The sequence below is a fragment of the uncultured Eudoraea sp. genome, assembly GCF_947490415.1.
Lineage (GTDB): Bacteria > Bacteroidota > Bacteroidia > Flavobacteriales > Flavobacteriaceae > Eudoraea.
In genome coordinates this window covers 20,434-45,755 of sequence record NZ_CANLGX010000006.1, presented here as the reverse complement: position 1 = coordinate 45,755, position 25,322 = coordinate 20,434, and the positions used below count along the sequence as shown (strand labels likewise).

The window sequence follows — 25,322 nt, the reverse complement described above, 5'->3', positions numbered from 1 at the left end:
TTCATAAATTCTATGCAAAGAATACAATAAATTTTCGCAAAAAAGATGACGAATATCATATAGTTGCCGGGAATTGCGACATTATAAAAAAGTAAGAACATTTTGTGATATTTACCCCTTTTGTTTTTTAGTATCTTTGAAAATATGAACGATAATCTTGATCCAACAGGCTCTTCATTTTCACAAGAGGAATTGGATATTGAACGTGTACTAAGACCCATAACTTTTGATGATTTTACGGGTCAGGAGCAGGTATTAGAAAATCTCAAGATATTTGTGCAGGCGGCCAACCAGCGCAATGAAGCCTTGGATCATACCTTATTTCATGGCCCGCCTGGTTTAGGAAAAACTACACTGGCACATATTCTTGCCAATGAATTGGGGGTTGGAATAAAAATTACTTCAGGACCAGTTTTAGACAAACCCGGCGATCTTGCAGGATTACTAACCAATCTGGATGAACGCGATGTATTGTTCATTGATGAAATTCACAGATTAAGTCCTGTAGTTGAAGAGTATTTGTACTCAGCTATGGAAGATTACAAAATTGATATCATGATTGAGACCGGCCCAAACGCCAGGTCGGTGCAGATAAATTTGAACCCCTTTACACTAATTGGTGCCACCACACGCTCGGGATTGTTAACGGCTCCTATGCGGGCGAGATTTGGAATAACCAGCAGACTTGAGTATTACAGAACTGAACTACTATCCACTATAGTATTGCGAAGTGCAGAGATTCTAAAAGTTCCTATTACAGATGATGCAGCAATTGAAATTGCGGGAAGAAGCAGGGGAACACCAAGAATAAGCAATGCCTTGTTAAGAAGGGTAAGGGATTTTGCTCAGATAAAAGGAGATGGTAATATTGATATGGACATATCCAGATATGGATTAAAAGCCCTTAATGTAGATACTCACGGATTGGATGAAATGGATAATAAAATATTAACTACCATAATCGATAAATTTAAGGGCGGGCCTGTAGGCATTACTACATTGGCTACAGCCGTTTCAGAAAGTGCGGAAACAATTGAAGAGGTTTACGAGCCTTTTTTAATCCAGCAGGGATTCATTATGCGCACACCAAGGGGGAGAGAAGTAACAGAACTGGCATATACCCATTTGGGCAGAACAAAAGGAGGCACACAACCCGGTTTGTTTTAGTTTATTTATAGTATGTCAGGCTGAGCGCAGTCGAAGCCTAAAATAATTAAAGATTCCAATAAGTCAGGCTGAGCGCAGCCGAAGCCTAAAATAATTAAAGATTCCAATAAGTCAGGCTGAGCGCAGCCGAAGCTCAACCATAACAGAAAATGTATAGTTATTACGTTTATATATTAAAATGTTCAGATCAATCCTATTATACAGGAATTACAAATGACCTTGACAAACGAATAGAACAACATCAATCGGGATGTAAAAAAGATAGCTATACTTATAATAGAAGACCTCTTGAACTTGAATTTTATCAGGAATTTAGTGATGTATTGCAAGCTATCTACTTTGAAAAAAAAATAAAGGGCTGGACTAGAAGAAAAAAAGAAGCTTTGATTCGTGGTGATGATCAATTGCTTCAAATTCTGTCCGAGTGTAGGAATGCAACACATTATAAATACCACGACCGTTACAATTAATGGCTTCGACTGCGCTCAGCCTGACAGATAGCTTATCAATGAAAGACCTCCATACCATCTCTCAATTCGACGTTTTTAAAAACAGAAAAACAATTCTTAAAAACCCCTTGCCTTTTCACAGGGCGAATTTTGAAAAATATGGCGATATTTTCAGGGTCAAAATTGGGTTTAGGAAAGCTGTAATTTTCACTCGGGATGCTACCATAATTAGACATATACTTCAAAAACAGCATAAGAAGTATCAGAAATCAGAACTTCAAACAGTCGATTTAGCCAAATATATTGGACACGGAATTCTTACTTCTAATGGAGAACACTGGCGCGTACACCGGCGGATGGTACAACCTGCATTTCACAAGAAGAAGCTCCAAGGTTTATTGAGCATCATGAAACAGGCTATTGATGCTGAATTAAAAAGAATTAAACCCGGCACTTCTCAGGATGTTTTTCCTTTAATGGGCGATTTGGCATTCCAGGTGGTCGCACAAGCCCTTTTTAGTCGGTCAGATATTCAAAAAGACATGCAACGACTACAGGATTTTACCGAGCGCAATCAGAAGATGTTAATTAAAGAAATGAGGCAACCTTACCTTAAGTGGTGGTTTAATATAAGTGGTGAAATAAAAAAGCATCTGAACCTCGCCGAACAGGGAAGGAATATTTTAAATAATATTATCGAAGAACGCCTGGCTTCTAAGGAAGATAAGGATGATTTGCTGGACATGCTTTTAAATGCTACCTATGAAGATGGTACACATATGCCCAGGCATCAGTTAATAGATGAAGTCCTTATTCTGTTTACCGCGGGCCATGAGACCACGGCAAATGCGCTTAGTTTTACATTATTTCTGTTGGCTAAACACCCGACCATTCAGAATAAAGTTTTAAAGGAAGTTGAAAATATAGATCTGGAAGCTGATGACCTGATGCAGTGTCTGTCTCAATTAACCTATACGAAACAGTGTATAGAGGAGGCCTTAAGACTATATCCGCCGGCATATGTCATTGATAGGACTGCTATAGCGGATGATGTGGTTCAGGGGCAAAGCTTTCCCAAAGACACCTTGGTTTTAATGTCTATTTACGAATTGCACAGGTCATCTGCTTTTTGGGAAGCCCCTGAGAAATTTAATCCGGACCGTTTTGATACCGCATTAAAAAGAGACTATTCTAATTATTATTATCCTTTTGGTGCTGGTCCCAGAATGTGCGTGGGGAATAATTTTGCCATGTATGAGATGATCATCGCCATAGCCCAAGTCATTAAGAAATTTCAAATTAGTACAGATCTTAATACTGTTGAAGTTAACCCCCTGATCTCATTGAAACCCATAACAGTCCCTCTCTTTTTTGAAGAACGATCAATTGTATGATAATTAAAATCGTATTTAGTTAGATAAAGAAGAGATTATGGAATATGTAAAAAATGAGGGTTTACTGTAAGTATGAGAAATGAAATTGCAACCATAATCCGCCCGGCAACAGCTAGTTAATTTTCAATAGGATAAATTGTATCTTAGCTTGAAGCCATCGCAGGTATTATCCCTTAAAAGCTTAAAATACTTTGTTTAGCACAAAAAATAAGAATGCTCAGCTCATAAAAACCGAAGCCAAACGCCTCGGTTTTTTGTCTTGTGGGTTTTCTAAAGCAGAATTTTTAGAGGAAGAGGCACCTCGGTTAGAGAAGTGGCTGAAGAACAATATGCATGGGGAGATGCGGTATATGGAGAACCACTTTGACAAGCGCCTGGATCCCCGCTTGTTGGTAGATGGGGCCAAATCTGTTATTTCACTCTTACTGAATTATTATCCTCAGGAAATTCAAAACGAAGACACCTATAAAGTCTCCAAGTACGCCTATGGCCAAGATTACCATCATGTTATCAAATCCAAATTAAGACAACTTCAGGAATTCATCTCGGAAGAAATTGGAGAAGTACATGGCAGGGCCTTTGTAGATTCCGCCCCTGTGCTAGACAAGGCTTGGGCAGCCAAAAGTGGCCTGGGTTGGATGGGGAAACATTCTAATCTTCTCACCCAACAAATAGGTTCCTTTTACTTTATTGCGGAGCTGATTGTAGATCTGGAACTGGAATACGACTCCCCGGTTACGGATCATTGTGGCAGCTGTACGGCCTGTATAGATGCCTGCCCAACAGAAGCCATTGTGGAACCTTATGTGGTGGATGGCAGCAAATGTATTTCTTATTTTACCATAGAGCTTAAGAATGAAATTCCAACCTCTGTAAAAGATAAGTTTGATGACTGGATCTTTGGTTGTGATGTTTGTCAGGATGTATGTCCCTGGAACAGGTTTTCCAAAGCTCACCGCGAACCGCTATTTAATCCGCATCCGAAACTTTTGTCTATGACCAAAAAGGATTGGGAAGAAATCACGGAAGACGTTTTTAAAAAAGTATTTCAAAAATCCGCAGTGAAGCGAACCAAGTATTCCGGCTTGGAGCGAAATATCAAATTCCTCAAATAGGCAAAGGGTGGTAGTGTAATGAAGTTAGTGTAACTTCATTTATGGGCCAAGGGCCAACTACAACGTTTTCGGTAATTTTCGATTTGTTTTAAGTGTTAAGTTTCAGTTGCCAAACCATTTAATATACTATATTGTGAGGCAGAATAAGCGACCAAACCACCTTTATCATGAGTATAATTAAAAAGCCGACCTTAAGTTTTTGGCAGATTTTCAACATGAATGTTGGGTTTCTTGGAATCCAGTATAGTTTTGGACTACAACAAACTGCTATAAATCCTTTGTTTTTATTTTTAGGAGCTTCTGAAGAAATGCTTCCTATTTTAAATATCGCGGGTCCAGTTACGGGTCTGATCGTGCAGCCTATTATCGGAGCAATGTCAGATAAAACCTGGTCTCCAAAATGGGGAAGACGTAAGCCTTATTTTTTAATAGGTGCGCTAATCGGAAGTATGTGTTTATTTGTTTTTCCGTCTAGTCCAGTACTTTGGTTTGCCGTAGGCCTTTTATGGATTTTGGATGTTGGCAATAATATGGCTATGGAACCTTATCGTGCCTTTGTAGGGGATAAATTACCTGAAAAGCAGTTGAGCCTAGGGTATCAAATGCAAAGTTTATTTGTAGGGGCTGGTATCTTATTGGCTATGGGTTCTATAGTTTTATTTCAAAAGATATTTGGTGCTGAGGTTGTTGAAGGCACAGATGTTGTTCCTACCTGGATGTATTATTCTTTCTATGTAGGAGGTGTCCTTTCTATAACTACTGTTTTATGGTCTGTTCTAAAGACTCCGGAAATTCCTCCTTCCGCAGAGGAATTAGAAGAAATCAATCATGATAAGAGCCAACCGATTGGTGCGCGTATTGCCAAGCCTTTTGCAGAAATAGCAAGTGCTATAAGAGAAATGCCATCGTTTATGTGGAAGATAAGCGCGGTGTATTTGTTTCAATGGTACGCTCTTTTTGTCTATTTTCAATACATTACCCCACTGTTTATGAAAACAATGGGTTATGGTATTTCGGAAGCTGCATCGCAGTCCGCTCAAATGAGTTTGACCTATAATATAGTTACAATGGTAGTTGCGCTTGCCCTAGTACCGCTTACCTTAAAATATGGAGGTAAAAAAATATACGCTTTTAGTCTAGTAGGTACCGGCTTGGCACTCTTCGTAATACCATTTATAGAGAATTCCCTACTGGTTTTAGCGCCTATGGTTTTATTCGGAATTGGATGGGCCGCCATGATGGGTATACCTTATACCATGGTTTCAAAAGTGGTTCCTCAAGAACGGAGAGGGGTTTATATGGGAATTTTGAATATGATGATTGTGATACCTATGGGAATTGAAACCTTAACGTTTGGCCCGATTTACAAATATTTGTTGGGGGGCAATGCAATCAATGCGATTCTTTTTGCCGGAGGGTTCTTTATTATTGCCGCGATATTGGCCATGCGCTTAAATGTGACCGCGGAAAAATCCCAGGCATAGGGTAATACCGAAAAAGGAAAACTCAATTATCCCATAACTTCTATAGATGGATAGTGCATTATGAGAATTTTCTTTATTTCTGCAAAAATTAATGAAGGTTCCAAAAGAATTATCCAAAGATTGATGTAATTTTAATTGTATTCAAAGATATGTTCGTATCCCAAGAAATACTCTTAAATTTGAGATTCAAAATGTATTCATGGCCGACGAGAAAAAAAGAAGAGAGGCACTGATCTATCATGCCAAACCTACACCGGGTAAAATTAAAGTTGTTCCTACGAAGCCCTACGCCACTCAACGAGATTTGGCTCTTGCATATTCTCCCGGCGTAGCCGAGCCTTGTCTGGAAATTAAAAAGGATAAGGAAAATGTATATAAATACACTGCCAAGGGAAATATAGTAGCTATTATTACCAATGGTACTGCTGTCCTGGGACTTGGAGATATTGGCCCGGAGGCTTCCAAACCAGTTATGGAGGGCAAAAGTTTACTATTTAAAATTTTTGCGGATATAGATGGTATTGACATAGAACTTGACACTAAAGATGTCGACAAGTTTGTTGAAACCGTAAAGATTATTGCACCCACTTTTGGGGGAATAAATCTGGAGGATATTAAAGCTCCTGAAGCTTTTGAAATTGAAAGAAGATTAAAGGAAGAGCTTGATATTCCTGTGATGCATGACGATCAGCACGGAACGGCTATAATTTCATCTGCAGCATTGTTAAATGCATTGGAGATAGCAAATAAAAAAATTGAAAAAGTAAAAATCGTTGTTAGTGGAGCAGGGGCTGCAGCGGTTTCATGTACAAGACTTTATAAAGCCTTTGGAGCTGTATCAGAGAATATCGTAATGTTAGATAGCAAAGGTGTAATTCGCCAGGATGCAGAGAATCTTTCCAAAGAAAAACTCGAGTTTGCCACAAAGCGGAAGATAAACACTTTGGAGGAAGCCATAATTGATGCAGACGTATTTATCGGCCTTTCAATTGCCGATATCCTGACTCCGGCAATGCTTAAATCTATGGCAAAAGACCCAATAGTCTTTGCTATGGCAAATCCTGATCCTGAGATAAAATATGACTTGGCCTGCAGCACCAGAGATGATGTTATTATGGCTACCGGTAGATCCGATCACCCCAATCAGGTAAATAATGTGTTGGGTTTTCCATTTATATTTCGAGGGGCACTGGATGTCAGGGCAACCAAAATTAACGAAGCCATGAAAATGGCGGCTGTAAAGGCATTGTCTGAATTGACCAAGCAACCAGTCCCTGAACAGGTAAATATTGCTTATGGCGAAACCAGATTAACTTTTGGCAAGGATTATATAATTCCAAAACCTTTTGATCCAAGACTCATAGCCGAAATACCACCTGCGGTAGCAAAAGCAGCCATGGAGAGTGGTGTTGCCAAGGCCCCTATAGAAGACTGGAACAGGTATAGGGAAGAACTTCTAAAACGATCCGGAGATGATAATAAGGTGATGCGCCTGTTGATGAGTAGAGCCAAGAGAAATCCAAAAAGGATTGTTTTTGCCGAAGCGAATCATATTGATGTGCTGAAAACTGCTCAAATTGCCCATGAGGAGGGTATAGCTATCCCTATCTTGTTGGGAAACAAAGAGGTCATCCTTGAATTGAAAAATGAATTAGAGTTTGATGCAGATGTGCTAATTATTGATCCTAAGGACGAATCTTCTGAAGCGAAAAGAAAAAGTTACGCAGCTAAGTTTTTCGAAGCAAGAAAAAGGAACGGAGTTACCTTATATGGTGCGAGCACTAAAATGAGGGAGCGTAATTATTATGGGGCAATGATGGTCCTTGAAGGAGATGCAGATGGAATGATTTCAGGGCATTCAAGGGCATATGCAAATGTGGTGAAGCCAATTTTTGAAGTCATAGGAAAAGCAAATAATGTTTCAAAGGCGGCAACGGCCCATATTATGATTACCCAAAGAGGTCCTTTAATTCTTGCAGATACCTCAATAAATATTGATCCTACTGCAGAAGAATTGGCAGAGATAACTCAGATGACAGCCAATCTGGGTATGGCCTTTGGTTTTGATCCAGTTTTGGCACTTCTATCGTATTCTAATTTTGGTTCTTCCAACCATCCACATGCAATTAAGGTAAGGGAAGCGGTCAAGATTCTACACTCAAGAAGTCCAGAATTAATAGTGGATGGCGAAATACAAACTGATTTTGCGCTCAGCAAAAAACTTCGAAAAAGTCAGTTCCCTTTTTCCATGCTGGGAGGGAAAAAAGTGAATACATTAATTTTCCCTAATCTTGAATCTGCAAATATTACTTATAAACTGCTTAAAGAACTTCATGCTGCGGATTCAATTGGTCCAATTATGCTGGGCCTAAGAAAAGCGGTTCACGTTTTGCAATTGGGGGCTAGTGTTGAGGAGATGGTAAATATGACTGCCGTGGCAGTTATAGATGCTCAGGAGCGAGAGAAAAGGCGGAAAGTCAAAATGGGATTAAGTAACGAGACGGATCAATAAACCATTTCATCAACAAATAAAGTACGAATGATTACCCATTTAAAAGGCAGGCTTGTAGAAAAGAATCCCACTTATGTGGTAATAGAATGTGCCGGAGTTGGTTATTTCGTAAATATTTCACTTCATACTTTTTCAAAAATCACAGATTCTGAAAATATTCAACTTTACACGCACTTACAGGTAAAGGAAGATTCGCATACCCTTTATGGTTTTGCAGAAAACTCTGAAAGAGAAATATTCAGATTATTACTGTCTGTTTCTGGAATCGGATCAAATATTGCAAGAACCATGCTTTCTTCACTAACACCCTTACAGATTAAAAATGCAATTGCATGTGGGGATGTTCCTACAATTCAGGCGGTTAAGGGTATAGGTGCAAAAACAGCCCAACGCGTTATTTTAGACCTAAAAGACAAGGTTTTAAAAATCTATAATATTGACGAAGTTTCACCAAATTTAAACAATACAAATAAAGAAGAAGCGTTATCTGCTTTAGAGGTTCTCGGGTTTGCCCGAAGGCAGTCAGAAAAGGCTGTAGACAAGGTTTTATCCCAGGACCCTACTCTAAGCGTAGAGGACATTATAAAACAAGCGCTTAAAAATTTGTAAATAAGTTTGAAAACAGGGGCAAAATCAATTCTTAAATCATATTCATTTAAGCTTTTTTTACTTTCCTTCATTTTTCTTGGAGTTATAAATACAATACGGGCTCAGGAAACTAATGAACAGGAAACCGATTCTGTACAGATAGATTCTGTTCAGACAGGATTTGCCTTGGGGAGAATTTTACTGGAGAACCCTAATAGCATTGTTTCCAAATATACTTATGATCCCAAGCTTGACAGATATATCTATTCTGAAATGGTGGGAGATTTTGATATTAGCTATCCCATAATACTTACACCTGAACAGTATTTGGATCTGGTACAACAAGAAAACATGAAGTCCTATTTTAAGGAGAAAATAGATGCCTTCTCAGGAAAAAAAGCAGGTTCCGAAGAAGCTCGAAAAAACCTGCTTCCTAATTTCTACGTGAATAGCGGATTTTTTGAAACCATATTTGGGGGGAATACTATCGAAGTAATACCTCAGGGATCTGTTGCCATGGACCTTGGTGTAATTTGGCAAAAAAATGATAATCCGGCACTTTCTCCAAGAAACCGTACCAATCTCTCATTTGATTTTGACCAGCGTATTAGTTTAAGCTTGCTGGGAAAAATTGGTGAGCGTCTGCAGGTAACTGCTAATTATGATACTGAAGCTACTTTCGACTTTCAGAATTTAATAAAATTAGATTACACACCCACAGAAGACGATATTATAAGAAAAATAGAGGTTGGTAACGTAAGTTTCCCTCTAAACAGCTCTCTGATTAGAGGAGCACAAAGCCTTTTTGGTGTAAAAACTCAATTGCAGTTTGGCAGGACCAGTGTAACTGCGGTTTTCTCTGAGCAGCAATCTCAAAATAGTTCAGTAGTAGCTCAGGGTGGCGGCACCTTGAATGATTTTGAATTGTCTGCTCTGGATTACGATGAGGATAAGCACTTTTTTTTAGCTCAATATTTTAGGGATCAGTATGATGGGGCTTTAACCAATTATCCTTTTATCAAAAGTCAGGTTCAAATTACACGTCTTGAAGTTTGGGTCACAAACAGGGGTCAGCAAACACTTAATGTAAGAAACATAGTAGCCATCCAGGATTTAGGCGAGGCGCTTAAGGAAAAAACAAGGATTGGATTGGCAAATGGTGAACCGGCAGGGTTTTTTAATACCTCAGGTTCCAACCAGGATTTACCCAGAAATAATGCGAATGACTATGATCCGCTGTTAATTGATAATGGAGGGGTGCTAAACTCGAACATAAGGGATATTGCTACGGTTGATGATGGTTTTGACATAAATACTGGATATCAGGTAAATCAGGGATTTGATTATGCTATTTTGGAAAACGCCAGAAAACTTGAAACGGGAAGGGACTTCCAGTTTGATTCTCAATTGGGATATATTTCTTTGAACCAACGCTTAAGTAATGATGAAGTACTCGCTGTAGCCTTTCAGTATACCTACAATGGCGAAATATTTCAGGTTGGTGAATTTGCGAATGGCGGAATTGATGCTACAACGGTTACCCCAGGTGTCGAAGTTCCGCAAATTAATAACAATACACTTGTTTTGAAATTGCTAAAAAGTAATATTACCAATGTGAATGACCCTATCTGGGACCTGATGATGAAAAACATATATGCCACGGGTGCTTTTCAATTAAGTCAGGAAGATTTTAGGTTCAATATCTTATATTCAGATCCGACCCCAAGAAATTATATTTTACCGGTGGTTGAAGGTCCGGGTTCCGGATGGCCCGATGAAAATTCTCCTGATGGGGCTTTGCAGGATAGAATTCTTCTGGATGTTTTTAATCTGGATCGCCTTAATACTTTTAATGACGTTCAGAGTGGTGGAGATGGTTTCTTCGATTTTGTTCCCGGGATTACCGTCAACACTCAAAACGGCCTCTTACTTTTCACAAAAGTTGAACCTTTTGGGGAGTTTCTGTTTGATGTATTAGGGGGTGGTACTTATGATGTTGATAATGATCAGGGATATAATGAAAACCAACAAAAATATGTTTTCAGAAATATGTATGCCCTAACTAAAGCGGCATCTTTACAAGATGCTGAGAAAAACAGATTTAAGCTAAAAGGACGTTATAAATCGGAAGGATCAAGCGGTATCCCTATAGGTGCCTTTAATGTTCCCAGAGGATCAGTACGAGTAACTGCGGGTGGCCGGCAATTGCAGGAAGGAATAGATTATACGGTAAATTATCAGGCAGGAACAGTTCAGATATTAGATCCCAGTTTGCAGGCTTCAAATACACCAATAAATATCTCTGTAGAGAACAATGCGATTTTCGGTCAGCAAACCAGGAGATTTACTGGTTTTAATATTGAACATCAATTCACCAAGAATTTTATTTTAGGCGGAACTTTTCAAAACTTAAATGAAAGGCCTCTTACCCAAAAGTCTAATTATGGAGTGGAGCCGGTAAACAATAGCATCTTTGGTCTTAATGCTAATTTTTCCACCGAAGTTCCTTTTTTAACCAGGTTGGTAAATAAATTACCTAATATAGATACAGATGTTGCCTCAAATGTATCTGTTCGTGCTGAAGCCGCATACCTCAACCCTAACTCTCCTAAAAATGCAGACTTTCAGGGAGAAACTACAACTTATTTAGATGATTTTGAAGGAGCCCAGGCACTAATAGATATCCGTTCTTCATTAGGCTGGTCATTGGCCAGCACACCGGAAGAGTTTAGAATTGATGGTGAGCAGGATTTGGAAACAGGTTTTGAAAGAGCAAAAATGGCCTGGTATACGATAGATCCTATATTTTATACGAATCAACGTCCTTCTGGTATTAATGATAATGATATATCTACAAATGAGACCCGTAGAGTTTTTATAGATGAAGTATTTCCACAGGTAGATATCGCCCAGGGTCAAACTACCGTTCAGAATACGTTCGATATGGCCTATTATCCGGGTGAAAAAGGACCATATAATGCAAGCTCAAATTTTGATGGCCTCCAGCCAAATCAAAAATGGGCGGGAATGATGCGTTCTTTGAGCAGTACAAATTTTGAGCAATCGAATGTTGAGTTTGTTCAGTTCTGGGTTATGGATCCATATGTAGATGGTATAGCTACCGGTCCGGGTGAATTGGTTATTAATTTAGGGAATATCTCTGAGGATATTCTGGATGATGGAAGAAAACAATATGAAAACGGTTTACCGGGACTAGACAGCAATGATCTGACCACAGCAACCGATTGGGGCGTGGTTCCAGCTACCCAATCTCTTGTTTATGCTTTTGATGCCAGCGAAACTAACCGTTCTCTGCAGGATATTGGTTTTGATGGCCTTGATGATAGTCTGGAAGCTGCACAAGGGTACAATGGTCCCGCTGAAGATCCCGCTCTCGATAACTTCCAATACTATTTGAACAGAGATGGGGGCATTTTAGAACGTTACCTTGACTTTAATAATCCACAGGGAAATTCACCTGTTACCGTAACAAATACCGATCGGGGGTCCACAACTTTGCCCGACGTGGAAGACGTTAACCGTGACCTTACAATGAATACTATTAACAGCTATTTTGAGTATCGTATTCCTATTAAACCTAACACCACTATTAACGATCTCTATGTTACTGATATCAGTGAAGGATCAACGCCAGAGTTGCCAAATGGAACTACACTAAACCGCAGATGGATTCAGTACAAAATTCCATTAAGTGATTTTACGGATGCAGTAGGAGGAGTAACAGATTTTAGATCTATTAGTTTTATGCGGATGTATCTTACGGGCTTTACAGATGATGTGGTTTTGCGATTTGCTACCCTGGATCTTGTACGTATCGATTGGAGAAATTATTTAAAATCCCTGTCATCAAATAACGATGATCCAACGGATGATGCTACTATAGTTGATGTTAATACTGTAAACATAGAAGAGAATAATTCCAGAACGCCTATTCCTTATGTTTTACCTCCGGGAGTGCTAAGAGAACAATTAAATAATAATAACACTATCATTCGTCAGAATGAACAGTCGTTATCATTCAAAGTCGAGAATCTTGAGCCTCAGGACTCCCGAGGTGTCTTTAAAAATGTAAATATTGATATCCGACAATACAAGAAGTTAAAAATGTTTTTACATGCTGAAAAGATTGTGAATTCTGATTATCTGGATGATGATGTACCGTTGGTCGCATTTCTAAGGATAGGTACAGATTTCTCTGAAAATTTTTATCAGATAGAAGTCCCTTTAAAGTTTACTCCTTTTGGTTCTACAACTCCGGAAGAAATTTGGCCGGAAATAAATGAATTGGATATTGCTCTAAGCGACCTCACGAAAGTTAAATCACAAGGTATTGCTGACCAAACCCTAAATGAAATTAGTTTTTATGAAATAATTGATGGGGAAGTTGTTTCGGTTGATGAATTTGCTCCCAGGGTATTGGGGCAGATCCGAATTGGAATCAGGGGAAACCCTTCTATAGGTACGCTGCGAAGCGCTATGTTGGGAGTTAAAAATATTGATAATCTTCCCGCTCGCGGTGAAGTTTGGTTTAACGAATTACGTATGGCAGGTTTGGATAATAATGGGGGTTGGGCAGCACTTGCCGCCGTTGATGCTAACATAGCTGATTTTGCTAATGTCACTGCCACGGGAGGTAAAAGCACTCCGGGATTTGGTTCAGTAGATCAAAGGCCAAATGAACGTTCCAGAGAGGACGCAGTAGCCTACGATGTAGTCACGAATGTATCTGTCGGACAACTTCTGCCTAAAAAATGGAATGTTCAAATTCCTTTTAATTATGGAATTTCAGAGCAATTAATAACACCCGAATTTGATCCTGTCTATGACGATTTAAAACTTGAGGACAGGATAGATGCGGCCGCTACGCAGGCCGAACAGGACGAAATTAGAGAGCAGTCAGAAGACTATACAAAGAGAACAAGTATAAACTTTATTGGTGTACGCAAAAATAGGGGTCCTGAAGCTAAACCCCATATTTATGATATTGAAAATTTTACTTTTAATTACTCTTATAACCAGACAGATCACAGGGATTTTGAAGTTGCGAGTTTAAAGGATCAGAATATAAAGACAGGTTTTGTTTACAACCATAATTTTAACCCTGTTTCGGTCGCACCTTTTGAAAAAAAGGATTCCTTATTTACAGGGAGTTACTTAAAATGGTTGAAAGACATAAATTTTAATCTGTTGCCGACCAGTTTTTCAGTTCAGTCAGATTACAATCGTCAATTCAACCAGCAACGTTTTAGGGATGTACTGGAAGCTGGTGTAGAAAAACTTGCATTACCATTGCTCCAGCAAAGAAACTATCTTTTTAATTGGCAATATGCGCTAAATTATAGTTTATCCAAATCATTGCGCCTGAATATCACGGCCTCCAACAATAATATTGTAAGAAACTATTTTGAAGAAGATGGCAACCCTGATTCAGATATTAACCAGGACCTGAATATTTGGAATGGCTTCTTTGATATCGGAGAACCCAACAGGCATGCCCAGCAGTTTCAGTTAAATTATGATATTCCACTAAACAAGATACCTATCCTTGATTTTATCAATGCGCAATATACTTACACCAGTAATTTTGATTGGCAACGAGGTGGCGACGCTCTAAATGAAGTGGTACAGGAAGCCCTTGGAGATCCCAATGCTGTTATTAACACTATTCAAAATGCCAATACACATACGATTACCACTGCACTGAGCATGCAACGACTTTATGATCAAATAGGTCTTAAAAGGAGGAGCGGCAAAGGGGAGGTTGGGGATACTCCTGTTCGCCGCGATAAAGCCGGAAATCCTGCTGCCGGGGAGAAAAAGCCCAAAAAGAAGAGTAGTGCCGGATTCAACACGGTTATTGATATAGTAACAATGGTAAAACGTATTAACGTCAATTACAGAGAGAATAACGGTACGGTTTTACCCGGATATACCCAGTCTATCGGATTTATTGGAACCACAAGGCCAACTTTAGGTTTTGTCTTCGGAAGCCAGAAAGATGTGCGTTTTGAAGCAGCACGTAATGGCTGGCTTACCCCTTATAATGAATTTAACGAACAATTTATAAAGCGTACAAACAAACAGCTGAACATTACCGCTACGGCGCAACCCGTTCGGGATTTGACTATTGATTTATTGGCAGACAGGCAATTTTCCAGCAGTTTACAGGAGAATTATGAGATCGACGCGGGAGAGTATATCCCGCAAACACCTAACACTTTTGGAAACTTCAGTATATCCACAATAATGATTGGTACATCATTTAGTAAAAGTGATGAATTTGAATCAAAGAATTTTGAAACTTTCAAAAATAACAGGCTTGTTGTTTCAGAAAGGTTATTCTCAGACAGGTCGAGTCCGGATGAAGGCCTGGATGAGAATGGATATCCTTTAAGATATGGCCCAACAAGTCAGGACGTAATTCTACCGGCTTTCTTTGCAGCCTACACCGGTCAGGATGTAAATAGGGTTAATTTAGATGCTTTTAGAGATATTCCCGTACCAAATTGGAATATTAAATATACCGGGTTAATGCGGATTAAATCCTTTAAAAAGATGTTCAAACGTTTTTCATTGAGCCATGGTTACCGATCTGCCTACAGTATAAATACTTTTCAAACTAATCTGGAAAGATCTCAGCTTGTCAATGATAATCTTCCGCCCATTAATCCGGAAACACAGGATTATCTTCCGGAGAATATTATTAATAATGTTGTCCTTACAGACCAGTTTAATCCTTTAATTAGAGTGGATTTTGAAATGCAAAGTTCGCTGAGTATTTTGGCAGAAATAGGTACGGACAGAGCGTATTCTTTTAGCTTCGACAATAACTTACTTACAGAGATTAATGGCCAGGATTATACCCTTGGGCTGGGATATCGTTTTAAGGATGTAAAATTTGTAACAAATATTGGAGGGCAGAAGCAACGACTAAAAGGCGATTTAAACCTTAAGGCAGATTTTACTCTAAGAGATAATCTTACCATTATTAGAAATCTCAGCTTGGATAACAATCAGATAACTGCTGGGCAGAATTTATTGTCTACTAAATTTACAGCAGACTATGCCCTAAGTAAAAACCTGAACGCTTTATTCTTCTTTGATTATTCATTCTCGAAGTTCGCTGTTTCTACTGCATTTCCTCAAACTACAATCAATACCGGGTTTACCATTCGATATAATTTCGGAAACTAAAGTTGTTTTAGCCGTTTATTAGAATAAACGTCCTTACAATATTTATTTAGGATATTGTTTTTATATGTTATCCGCACAATAGAGGATTTAACCTCTTATCCTGTCTATTTTTTTTGAAAACCAACAGATTATCTACTACATTTGCGGGCATAACAAAATAAATTAAAATGAATATACCATCCGAATTAAAATATACCAAAGATCACGAATGGATAAGGATTGATGGGGATATCGCTACCGTTGGCATTACAGATTTTGCACAGGGGGAACTTGGTGATATAGTTTATGTTGAAGTAGAGACACTGGATGAAACTTTAGATAAGGATGAGGTTTTTGGTACTGTCGAGGCCGTAAAGACAGTTTCTGATCTTTTTCTGCCACTTAGCGGGGAGATCATTGAATTTAACGAATTGCTGGAGGATGAACCGGAGAAAGTAAATTCAGATCCCTATGGTGATGGCTGGATGATTAAAGTAAAGATAAATGATGCCTCGGAGATTGACGGTCTTATGAGTGAAGCAGATTATAAGGAGCTTATTGGTGTTTAAACGTTATGGGTTTACTATTGGCTTTATCTGCTGGATTTTAATTATTACTATACTCAGCCTATCCTCATTTGAAGACATAGACACGGAGGGGATAAACATCCCTCACCTGGATAAATTGATTCATTTCTTTTTCTATTTTGTTGCTGCAATCCTGGGAATACTGTTAATTAGAGAACGCACAAAGGGCCAATTTAAGCTGTCCCGGGCTATTATAATTACTGCGCTGAGCGTTATTATTTATGGTATAATTATTGAAGTAATTCAAGATACATTTACCGAGAACAGAAGTGGTGAATTATATGATGTTCTGGCGAATAGCCTTGGTGCTTTTTTTGGTGCAGTTTTTATAATTATACTTTTTTCGGGTAAAACGCAGTTAAAATGGAAAGATTAATTGCTTTTTAATCAAATTAATAGTTAAATTAGCGAATATTAAAATTTTAGAAGATGGAACTAAAAAAGAATCCAAAAGCCGATTTAAGAAACAATAGTGGACTCTATTTTGTTTTAGGTTTGGCCTTTGTTATGTTAATTGTTTGGGGTGCATTTGAGTGGAAAACTTACGATAAATCCAATGAATATGACATTTCTTTAAATGTTGAGGATAATTTGGATGAGGAAGTTCCCATGACAGAACAGATCAAAACACCTCCACCACCTCCACCACCAGCTGCTCCTGAAGTAATTGAAGTCGTAGAGGATGAGGAAGAAGTAGAAGAAACTGTTATTGAATCAACAGAGACTAGTCAGGAAGAAGAGGTTATTGAAGTTGAGGATGTTGATGTTGAAGAAATGGAAGAAGATGTAGATGTTCCATTTGCGGTAATTGAAGATGTGCCTGTATTTCCTGGTTGTGAAGGAGCCAGCGATAAAAGAGCATGTTTTAATGAAATGATGCAAAAACATATCCGTAAAAATTTCCGTTATCCAGAAATTGCTCAGGAAATGGGTGTTCAGGGAAGAGTAAATGTAATGTTTACGATTCAGAAAGATGGAAGCATTGGAAATATTAGATACAGAGGTCCGGATAAAAACCTGGAAGCAGAAGCATTGCGAATTATTGAAAAACTTCCCAGAATGACTCCTGGCAAGCAGAGAGGAAGAGCGGTTAGGGTACCTTTTAGTATTCCAATTACCTTTAAATTACAATAAGCTCAAAAACTATAAATATTTTTAAACCCTGACCAGACAACGGCAGGGTTTTTTTCTGTTCCAAATTATTCGCCCTTTAAACTTTTATAGAAGGTCTCGCGCATGACTTCTGGTTTAATAAAGCCATTACCATGAGTGTTATCATAGGCCGCACTAATGCTGGTGTCGGTTTTTACTTCTTCAAGGCTTTTTCCTGCTTCAATAGCAGCCAGAATACCAGTCTTTACATCTTCTAACATGGCAACATAAATTTCCAGCTCTTTTTTTGTGGAAGGCCCGCCATGACCAGGAATAATTTTTGTCTCTTCACCTATTACCATGAGCACTTTTTTATGAGCATCAATAAAACCCTGTAAACTACCACCACTATTCAAATCAATATAGGGATACCTCCCGGCAAAATAAGTGTCACCCAAATGTATAACGTCATTATTAACAAAATAGACCATGGCATCGCCATCTGTGTGGGCATTATGAACATGAAAAGCCATGATCGTTTCTTCTCCGTCATGAAATGTAATATCCTCCGAAAAGGTAACTTCGGGCAGCATTTTATTGTAATACTCTTTGGTAATTTTTTTATCATCTAATTCTTTTTGCTGATTGGCCATAACCCGTTTCCGGACATTGTCGTGTGCTACAAGTGTGGTAAGGTCATTATTGAAATTCGCGTTTCCTCCGGTATGGTCACCGTGCATATGTGTGTTAAAGAGAAATGCAATGGGCTTATCGGTCAGCGATTCAATAGCTTTTTTTATTTTCTCGCTTAACCGATCAAATTGGTCATCGATCATAAAGACATTCTTTTGACCGATGTAGACACCTATGTTGCCACCTTGCCCTGTAAGCATATAAACTTCATCCGAAAGCTTATCAATGCCAATAACCACTTCCTGGTCTTGCGCAGATGACAATGAAATGCAAATGGTTGAGATAAAGACCAGAAACATAACTTTAGTTTTATAAATATTCATAGATTCCTATATTTATTAGTGTATACTTTAAAGATAGCATAAACAAACGTATTTCGTTGCAGGAAAATGTAATGGGCCTTATCTTTGCCACCGCATAAAAGCGAACATTTTACTTCGCATTCAATAGATTAAGGATTTCAAATGAAGACGGTCGTTGGAACGGCAAACAATACAAAAAGCGTATTGACTTTTGCTGATTTTAAGGAGATTACCAAATCGAGACTCGCACTCAGCGTTGTCTTTTCATCTTTGGCCGGCTATCTTTTAGGGGCCTATGAGGTAAATCCCTTGTCACTTCTTCTGTTGGCATTTGGAGGTTACTGCATGGTAGGTGCGTCAAATGCATTTAATCAGGTTATAGAAAAAGACCTTGATGCTTTGATGAACAGAACAAGGAACAGACCCATTCCTGCGGGTAGAATGTCTAGTAATAAATCCATGACCCTGGCTATAATTATGACAATTTTAGGCGTGGTTAGCCTATATATCCTCAACCCTAAAACGGCTATGTTTGGGGCTATTTCAATATTCCTTTATACGAGTGTTTATACTCCTTTGAAAACAAAAACTCCGCTATCAGTTTTTGTTGGCGCAATTCCGGGAGCAATTCCGTTTATGCTCGGCTGGGTAGCTGCCACGAATAATTTCGGAATAGAACCGGGAACACTTTTCATGATCCAGTTTTTCTGGCAATTCCCTCACTTTTGGGCGTTAGCCTGGATGCTGGATGAAGATTATCAAAAAGGAGGATTTAAAATGTTGCCTACCGGGAAAAAAGATAAGGGTACCGCAATTCAGATAATAATGTATACAATTTGGATGATAATTATCTCCGTAATTCCGGTTTTTGGAATAACCGGGAGATTACATTTATCTATTCCGGCTGCTTTAATAATCCTTATTATGGGATTAGTAATGTTGTTTTTTGGCTTTAGATTATTTGAAAAAAGAGATAATAAATCGGCCAGGAAACTCATGTTAATTAGTGTAAGCTATATCACTCTTATGCAATTGGTTTATGTTATTGATAAATTTTTATAATTCATATGGATCTTACACAAGGGACAAGTAAAGAAAAGAATGCCAGGGCGAAGAAAATGATGCTGTGGTTTGGAATAGCAAGTTTGCTTATGGGATTTGCGGGATGGACCAGCGCCTATATTGTAAGTAGTTCTCGTCCAGATTGGCTTAAAGAATTTGAACTACCATCGGCATTTTTATATAGTACTCTGATTATCATACTAAGTAGCGGCACTTATATCCTGGCAAGTAAAGCGATTAAATCAAATAATGCAAGCCTGGGTACCAAATGGTTGCTGCTTACACTAGTATTGGGTATTGCATTTATTTTTATTCAGTTCTCTGGATTTTCACAGCTGATTAACCAGGGTTATTATTTTACGGGTCCTACCAGCAATATTACAATGTCCTACATTTTTTTAATTGCAACTGTGCACATTGTTCATGTCATTGCAGGACTAATTTCACTTTTGGTAGTATTGTATAATAACATTAAGAATAATTACTCCAATACGAACATGTTGGGAGTTGAACTGGGGGCGACTTTTTGGCATTTTTTAGATCTGTTATGGGTCTATCTAATACTGTTTTTTTATTTCTTTGGATAATAAATGAATACAAAATTTGATTTGTATCATAATTGGGCTTTTCTATAGTTGAAAAAAATGTAAATTTGCCATTATTCTTATAACACGATATATTTGTTTATGGATTCTACGGTAACAACGAGTACAGAAGAAAGCGTTTGGGGAGGCGGAAACCGACCTTTAGGAGCAAGTTATGGAAAGCTAATGATGTGGTTCTTTATAGTTTCCGATGCTTTGACGTTTTCAGGATTTTTAGCCTCTTATGGTTTTTCTAGGTTTAAGTTTATTGAAACTTGGCCAATAGCTGATGAGGTATTTACTCACGTTCCATTTTTTCATGGAAATTTCCCAATGTACTATGTTGCATTTATGACATTTATCTTAATTATGTCATCGGTAACTATGGTACTTGCAGTTGATGCTGGTCACAAGATGATGAAGAATAAGGCCATTATATATATGTTCCTTACCATTATCGGAGGAGCTATCTTTGTGGGCTCACAGGCATGGGAATGGGCTACATTTATAAAGGGTGATTATGGCGCGATAGAAACAAGAGGTGGAAGAATTTTGCAGTTTGTAAAGGCAGACTCCGGTGAAAGGGCTGCACTATCAGATTTTGCGAAGACATTGCCATCTGAACGCGTTGATCACGAAAGTAGAAATGGAGTATGGTTTTACCAGGGTGAAGCACTTCCAACTTATAGTGTAAATGAAGTTGTAGAAGGATTAAAATCGAATCCCAACATCCTGATCAGAACGGAAACCATAAATGAGGAAGGAGAAAAAACTCTTTTGACCAGGGAAGAATCATTGACAAAAATCAAGGATGCAAAATTAGTGGTTGAAGGAGCCAATTTAATAAGGAACGAATATGGGAGTCGACTTTTTGCTGATTTCTTTTTCTTTATTACAGGCTTTCACGGGTTCCACGTATTTTCAGGTGTAATTATCAATATCATAATTTTCTTTAATATTATCCTGGGTACCTATGAGAGAAGAGGTCACTATGAAATGGTTGAAAAAGTGGGGCTTTATTGGCATTTTGTAGATTTGGTCTGGGTATTTGTTTTCACCTTTTTCTATCTGGTTTAATAAAAAAAGAAGTACTAAAAGAATATCATATTTAATATAATACTATTTAAAATGGCACACGCGCACAAGCTGGAGATTTTTAGAGGACTAATAAAATTTAAATCCAACACTCAAAAAATTTGGGGTGTATTGATTTTCCTGACGATTGTTACCGGAATAGAAGTAGCGCTAGGGATATCTAAACCGCATGTTCTGGTAGTTAATACTTTTTTGGGGATGAAACTGCTTAACTGGATTTTTATAATCCTAACCCTGGTGAAGGCTTACTATATTGCATGGGATTTTATGCATTTGCGTGATGAGAAAAGTTCCTTGCGAAGGGCTATTGTATGGACACCAATTTTTTTGGTAGCCTACCTTATTTTTATACTCTTGTTCGAAGCAGATTATATTTATAATGTCTTTAAAGACGGCTACGTAACTTGGAATTTCTAACAAGGAATTAACAGCACTTAAAGACGGTATAACAGCCGTCTTTTTTATTTTTGTAATGTCTAAATAAATAACCAATGAAAAAGACATTCGTCTTAGTGGTACTTTTTATCTTGCCACTGGTTGCCTATTTATTTTTTGCCTCAGGGGTAAACAATTTTGGAAAACTCCCTATACTGACTGAAGGGGTATTAGATATTCCTGAAAATACAGATAAAGTTACCTTCGAGGATAAGATTACTATTTTGGGTTTTTTGGGAAATAATGTAGAACTTAAAAAGGGCAACGCATTTAATCTGAATCAAAAAATCTACAAGCCGTTCTATGAGTTTAATGATTTTCAAATGGTAATGATTATGCCCATGGGAACTGAGGATAAGATTGAGGAATTAAAGTTGGAACTTGGAAATTTAGCGGATATTAAGAACTGGAAATTTGTATTTATTACAGATGAAGAAATCAGGGCGGTTTTCAATTCACTAAAGACAAATCTTAGTCTTGATGAAAACTTGGGAACCCATTATGTTTTTATAATTGACAAGAAGAAAAACCTCAGGGGTAGAACAGACGATGAAGAGGAGACTACCAAATATGGCTTTAAGGCCACTTCTGTTGCAGAGCTTAACAACAAAATGGAGGATGACGTCAAAATCATTTTAGCGGAATACCGTTTGGCCCTTAAGAAGAACAATGCAGATAGAACAAACTAATGAAAAATAAATACACGTATGTCTGGGTCTCACTGGTTGTCCTGGTTTTTGGTATCATTTTTATACCTAAAATCATTGAACGCATAAAGACAGGGACTATCACGCAACATGATCGCATGAATCTTGCTGACAATGGTGAAACACTTGGTTTTATCTATTTGAATAATGAGAAAAGAAAGGTTCCGGCTTTTTCATTTCTAAATCAGGATAGTCTGTTAATTTCACAAAAAGACTACGAAGGAAAGGTGTATATAGTTGAGTTTTTTTTCACAACATGTCCTTCAATTTGTCCTGTTATGAATACTAATCTGGTTGAAATTCAGGAAGAATTCAGGGATTTTGATAATTTTGGTGTAGCCTCATTTACAATTAACCCGGAATACGATACACCAAGGGTGTTGAAAGAGTATGCTGAAAAATATGGCATAAATGATATGGATTGGCATCTAATGACGGGGGACCGACAAGAAATCTATGACCTTGCAAATATTGGGTTTAATATTTTTGCTGCGGAAAATTCGGGAGTCCCCGGCGGATTTGAACATTCTGGTTTATTTGCACTGGTTGATAAAAATGGATATCTCCGCTCAAGAACTGATGATTTTGGAAACCCAATTATTTATTACCGGGGAACAATAAGCGAATCTCAGGGAGAAAATAATGAAGGAGAAAAAGAAGAGATTAGTATTTTAAAGGAAGACATAAAAAAACTTCTAAGTGAATAAACTAAACAAAACAATAAAGGAACGGAAGTTTAACAGGATAATTACCATAATATCAATTTTGGTTCCTTTGGTAGTAGCTGTTTTATTTGGCGTAAAAATTCCAAATTCTGAACCTTTAGGATTTCTGCCTCCTATTTACGCAGCGATTAATGGACTTACAGCAGTCTTACTTATTTATGCTGTTTGGGCCATTAAGAATGGTAAAAGAGTTTTGCATCAGAATATTATGAGTGCTTGTATTATCCTGTCTTTGCTTTTCTTACTCATGTATATTGCTTATCATATGACCGCAGATTCCACATCATATGGAGGAGTAGGTGTAATAAGGTATGTTTACTATTTTATACTTGTTTCGCATATAATTTTATCCATTGTCATTATACCGCTTGTTCTTAAGACTTATGCCCGGGCGTACTTAAAAGATTTTGAACGCCACCGTCAACTTGCCAGAATTACATTCCCTATCTGGTTATATGTGGCCGTTACAGGAGTTATTGTTTATTTAATGATTTCACCATATTATGAATATTAAAAGTTTGTATTTTATCAATACCATTTATAAAAAAATAGTAGATTGAAAATTAAAGGTCTTTTACTCGTAGTTTTATTCTTTGTACTGCCAAGGCTATCAACAGCTCAATGTGCAATGTGCAGGGCAGTTCTTGAAAGTCAGGACGACAATTCTATGGCTGAAGGAATTAATAATGGGATTGTATATTTAATGGCGCTTCCGTACATTTTACTAGGTGTTCTTTTTTACTTTGTTTACAGGAAAATGAGGTCATAAGATTAAAGGCTCAACTTTAACACTATTTTACAAATCCTACTGTAACAATTCCGGTTTCTGAAAGTCTTATTTAGTAGTAGTTATAACACCAATCGTTAATCATCCAACTCCATGTTCGATCTCGAAAGATGGCAGGAAATATTCGATACTATCCGTAAAAACAAATTACGGACCTTCCTTACTGGTCTTTCTGTTGCCTCTGGAATTTTTATACTTGTAATTTTACTAGGTTTTGGTCAGGGGATGCGTAACGGTATTGCCCATGAATTTGAAGAAGATTCTGCCACCAGTGTATGGGTTTGGCCAGGAGTTACGTCTAAAGAATTTAAAGGACTTAATCCGGGTAGGAGTATCCAACTGAAAAATGAAAATTATGCATCTTCCCTGGCCTTGTTTGGAGATGAAATTGAATACAAATCGCCTAGGGTATTTGTGCGGAATGTCACGGTAAATTACGGAAAAGAGGCCTTGGTTTATGGAATACAGGGCGTTTCCTACGATTTTCAGTTTATTGAAAATGCAAAAATGTCTGAAGGGAGATTTTTAAATTACCAGGATGAAGTAAATACGGCTAAGGTCGCCATTATAGGAAATAAAATTAAGCACGATGTATTTAAGGACGTTGAAACCCCTTTGGGTGAGTACATAAATATATCTGGTGTATTATTTAAAATTGTTGGGATCTATTCCGAGAGGGAAGATCGGGAAGAAGAGCGTATTTATATCCCAGTAACTACAGCACAGCGAGTATTTAATGGGGGAGACCGGATTAATAATATGAGCTACACAATGCCAATGATGGAAAATTTTGACGAGGCTGTGGTTCAGGCTATAGCTTTTAAGGAAAATTTACAGGCACACCTTCAGAAGGTTCATACAGTGTCCCCAGAAGATACAGGCGCAATACAGGTATGGAGTGCATTGGAGGAAGCGAAGCGCTATTATAGTCTCACTGGAAATATTAAGTTCTTTTTCTGGTTTGTAGGGATCTGTACAATTATTGCCGGGGTTGTGGGTGTAAGCAACATTATGTTGATTGTTGTTAAGGAAAGAACAAGAGAAATAGGAATTCGAAAAGCCTTGGGAGCAAAACCCTGGTCGATTGTAGGAATGATTTTGCATGAATCTATTTTTGTAACAGCCATTTCCGGTTTTGCAGGACTTATTTTTAGCATGGGGCTTTTGGAAATAGTAGGGCCATATATAGAAGTGGATTACATCCTAAACCCTTCGGTTAATTTTAATGTTGCCATTTCTACAGTTTTCGTTCTGATTTTTGCCGGAGCAGTTGCTGGATTTTTCCCTGCATGGAGGGCGGCAAGTATTCATACTATCGATGCCTTAAGAGACGAATAATTTATTTGAGAA

The 25,322-nt window shown here is 38.0% G+C and carries 20 protein-coding genes; 19 read left to right on the top strand and 1 reads right to left on the bottom strand.

From position 1 onward, the window contains the following. Nucleotides 1-144: 144 nt before the first annotated feature. The 11 genes from ruvB (at nt 145) to Q0874_RS14820 (ending at nt 17,624) form a co-directional block, all read left to right on the top strand. Nucleotides 145-1,167 (top strand): Holliday junction branch migration DNA helicase RuvB, encoded by a 1,023-nt coding sequence (gene ruvB, locus Q0874_RS14870; RefSeq protein WP_299164310.1) that lies wholly within the window; start codon nt 145-147, stop codon nt 1,165-1,167. Between the two features lie 149 nt (nt 1,168-1,316). Continuing rightward, complete coding sequence (locus tag Q0874_RS14865; RefSeq protein WP_299164309.1) at nt 1,317-1,637, top strand: GIY-YIG nuclease family protein; 321 nt, start codon at nt 1,317-1,319, stop codon at nt 1,635-1,637. Between the two features lie 38 nt (nt 1,638-1,675). Further along, the gene (locus Q0874_RS14860; RefSeq protein WP_299164308.1) at nt 1,676-3,010 is read left to right on the top strand and encodes a cytochrome P450; all 1,335 of its coding nucleotides are present in this window, start codon (nt 1,676-1,678) and stop codon (nt 3,008-3,010) included. 191 nt (nt 3,011-3,201) lie between these two features. Beyond that, complete coding sequence (queG, locus tag Q0874_RS14855; RefSeq protein ID WP_299164307.1) at nt 3,202-4,125, top strand: tRNA epoxyqueuosine(34) reductase QueG; 924 nt, start codon at nt 3,202-3,204, stop codon at nt 4,123-4,125. 167 nt (nt 4,126-4,292) lie between these two features. Then, nucleotides 4,293-5,609, top strand: coding sequence for an MFS transporter (locus Q0874_RS14850; protein WP_299164306.1), 1,317 nt, complete (start codon nt 4,293-4,295; stop codon nt 5,607-5,609). A 199-nt stretch (nt 5,610-5,808) separates the two neighbouring features. Further along, nucleotides 5,809-8,121 (top strand): NADP-dependent malic enzyme, encoded by a 2,313-nt coding sequence (locus Q0874_RS14845; RefSeq protein ID WP_299164305.1) that lies wholly within the window; start codon nt 5,809-5,811, stop codon nt 8,119-8,121. 27 nt (nt 8,122-8,148) lie between these two features. Then, the gene (gene ruvA / locus Q0874_RS14840) at nt 8,149-8,730 is read left to right on the top strand and encodes a Holliday junction branch migration protein RuvA (RefSeq protein ID WP_299164304.1); all 582 of its coding nucleotides are present in this window, start codon (nt 8,149-8,151) and stop codon (nt 8,728-8,730) included. A gap of 6 nt (nt 8,731-8,736) precedes the next feature. Continuing rightward, entirely contained in the window at nt 8,737-15,924 is a 7,188-nt protein-coding gene (gene sprA, locus Q0874_RS14835) for a cell surface protein SprA (protein ID WP_299164303.1), read from the top strand. Nucleotides 15,925-16,091: 167 nt separating this feature from the next. Further along, nucleotides 16,092-16,472 carry a glycine cleavage system protein GcvH gene (gene gcvH / locus Q0874_RS14830; RefSeq protein WP_299164302.1) on the top strand — a complete coding sequence of 127 codons (381 nt, stop codon included), beginning with the start codon at nt 16,092-16,094 and terminating at the stop codon, nt 16,470-16,472. Further along, nucleotides 16,438-16,866: a VanZ family protein gene (locus Q0874_RS14825; RefSeq protein WP_299164301.1), complete on the top strand. Its 429-nt coding sequence runs from the start codon at nt 16,438-16,440 to the stop codon at nt 16,864-16,866. Before gcvH ends, Q0874_RS14825 begins: the two co-directional genes overlap by 35 nt. Before the next feature lie 53 nt (nt 16,867-16,919). Then, a complete protein-coding gene (locus Q0874_RS14820) occupies nt 16,920-17,624 on the top strand; it encodes an energy transducer TonB (RefSeq protein ID WP_299164300.1) in 705 nt (234 codons plus the stop codon). A 65-nt stretch (nt 17,625-17,689) separates the two neighbouring features. Here the strand turns inward: Q0874_RS14820 and Q0874_RS14815 are convergent, their stop codons facing one another. Then, nucleotides 17,690-18,574, bottom strand: a complete 885-nt coding sequence (locus tag Q0874_RS14815; RefSeq protein ID WP_299164299.1) for an MBL fold metallo-hydrolase — start codon at nt 18,572-18,574, stop codon at nt 17,690-17,692. Nucleotides 18,575-18,739: 165 nt separating this feature from the next. Between Q0874_RS14815 and cyoE the strand changes: the two genes are divergently transcribed. The 8 genes from cyoE to Q0874_RS14770 all read left to right on the top strand — a co-directional run bounded on the left by cyoE (nt 18,740) and on the right by Q0874_RS14770 (nt 25,310). Further along, the gene (gene cyoE, locus Q0874_RS14810) at nt 18,740-19,639 is read left to right on the top strand and encodes a heme o synthase (protein WP_299164298.1); all 900 of its coding nucleotides are present in this window, start codon (nt 18,740-18,742) and stop codon (nt 19,637-19,639) included. A 5-nt stretch (nt 19,640-19,644) separates the two neighbouring features. Next, entirely contained in the window at nt 19,645-20,226 is a 582-nt protein-coding gene (locus Q0874_RS14805; RefSeq protein ID WP_299164297.1) for a heme-copper oxidase subunit III, read from the top strand. A gap of 99 nt (nt 20,227-20,325) precedes the next feature. Continuing rightward, the gene (locus Q0874_RS14800; RefSeq protein WP_299164296.1) at nt 20,326-21,300 is read left to right on the top strand and encodes a cytochrome c oxidase subunit 3; all 975 of its coding nucleotides are present in this window, start codon (nt 20,326-20,328) and stop codon (nt 21,298-21,300) included. 51 nt (nt 21,301-21,351) lie between these two features. Further along, entirely contained in the window at nt 21,352-21,735 is a 384-nt protein-coding gene (locus Q0874_RS14795; RefSeq protein ID WP_299164295.1) for a cytochrome C oxidase subunit IV family protein, read from the top strand. Nucleotides 21,736-21,809: 74 nt separating this feature from the next. Further along, complete coding sequence (locus Q0874_RS14790) at nt 21,810-22,442, top strand: hypothetical protein (RefSeq protein WP_299164294.1); 633 nt, start codon at nt 21,810-21,812, stop codon at nt 22,440-22,442. Next, nucleotides 22,442-23,167, top strand: a complete 726-nt coding sequence (locus Q0874_RS14785) for an SCO family protein (protein ID WP_299164293.1) — start codon at nt 22,442-22,444, stop codon at nt 23,165-23,167. Before Q0874_RS14790 ends, Q0874_RS14785 begins: the two co-directional genes overlap by 1 nt. Next, nucleotides 23,160-23,699, top strand: a complete 540-nt coding sequence (locus tag Q0874_RS14780) for a DUF420 domain-containing protein (RefSeq protein WP_299164292.1) — start codon at nt 23,160-23,162, stop codon at nt 23,697-23,699. The genes Q0874_RS14785 and Q0874_RS14780 overlap by 8 nt, the downstream gene beginning before the upstream one ends. 366 nt (nt 23,700-24,065) lie before the next feature. Beyond that, entirely contained in the window at nt 24,066-25,310 is a 1,245-nt protein-coding gene (locus tag Q0874_RS14770) for an ABC transporter permease (protein WP_299164290.1), read from the top strand. The last annotated feature ends 12 nt before the right edge of the window (nt 25,311-25,322 follow it).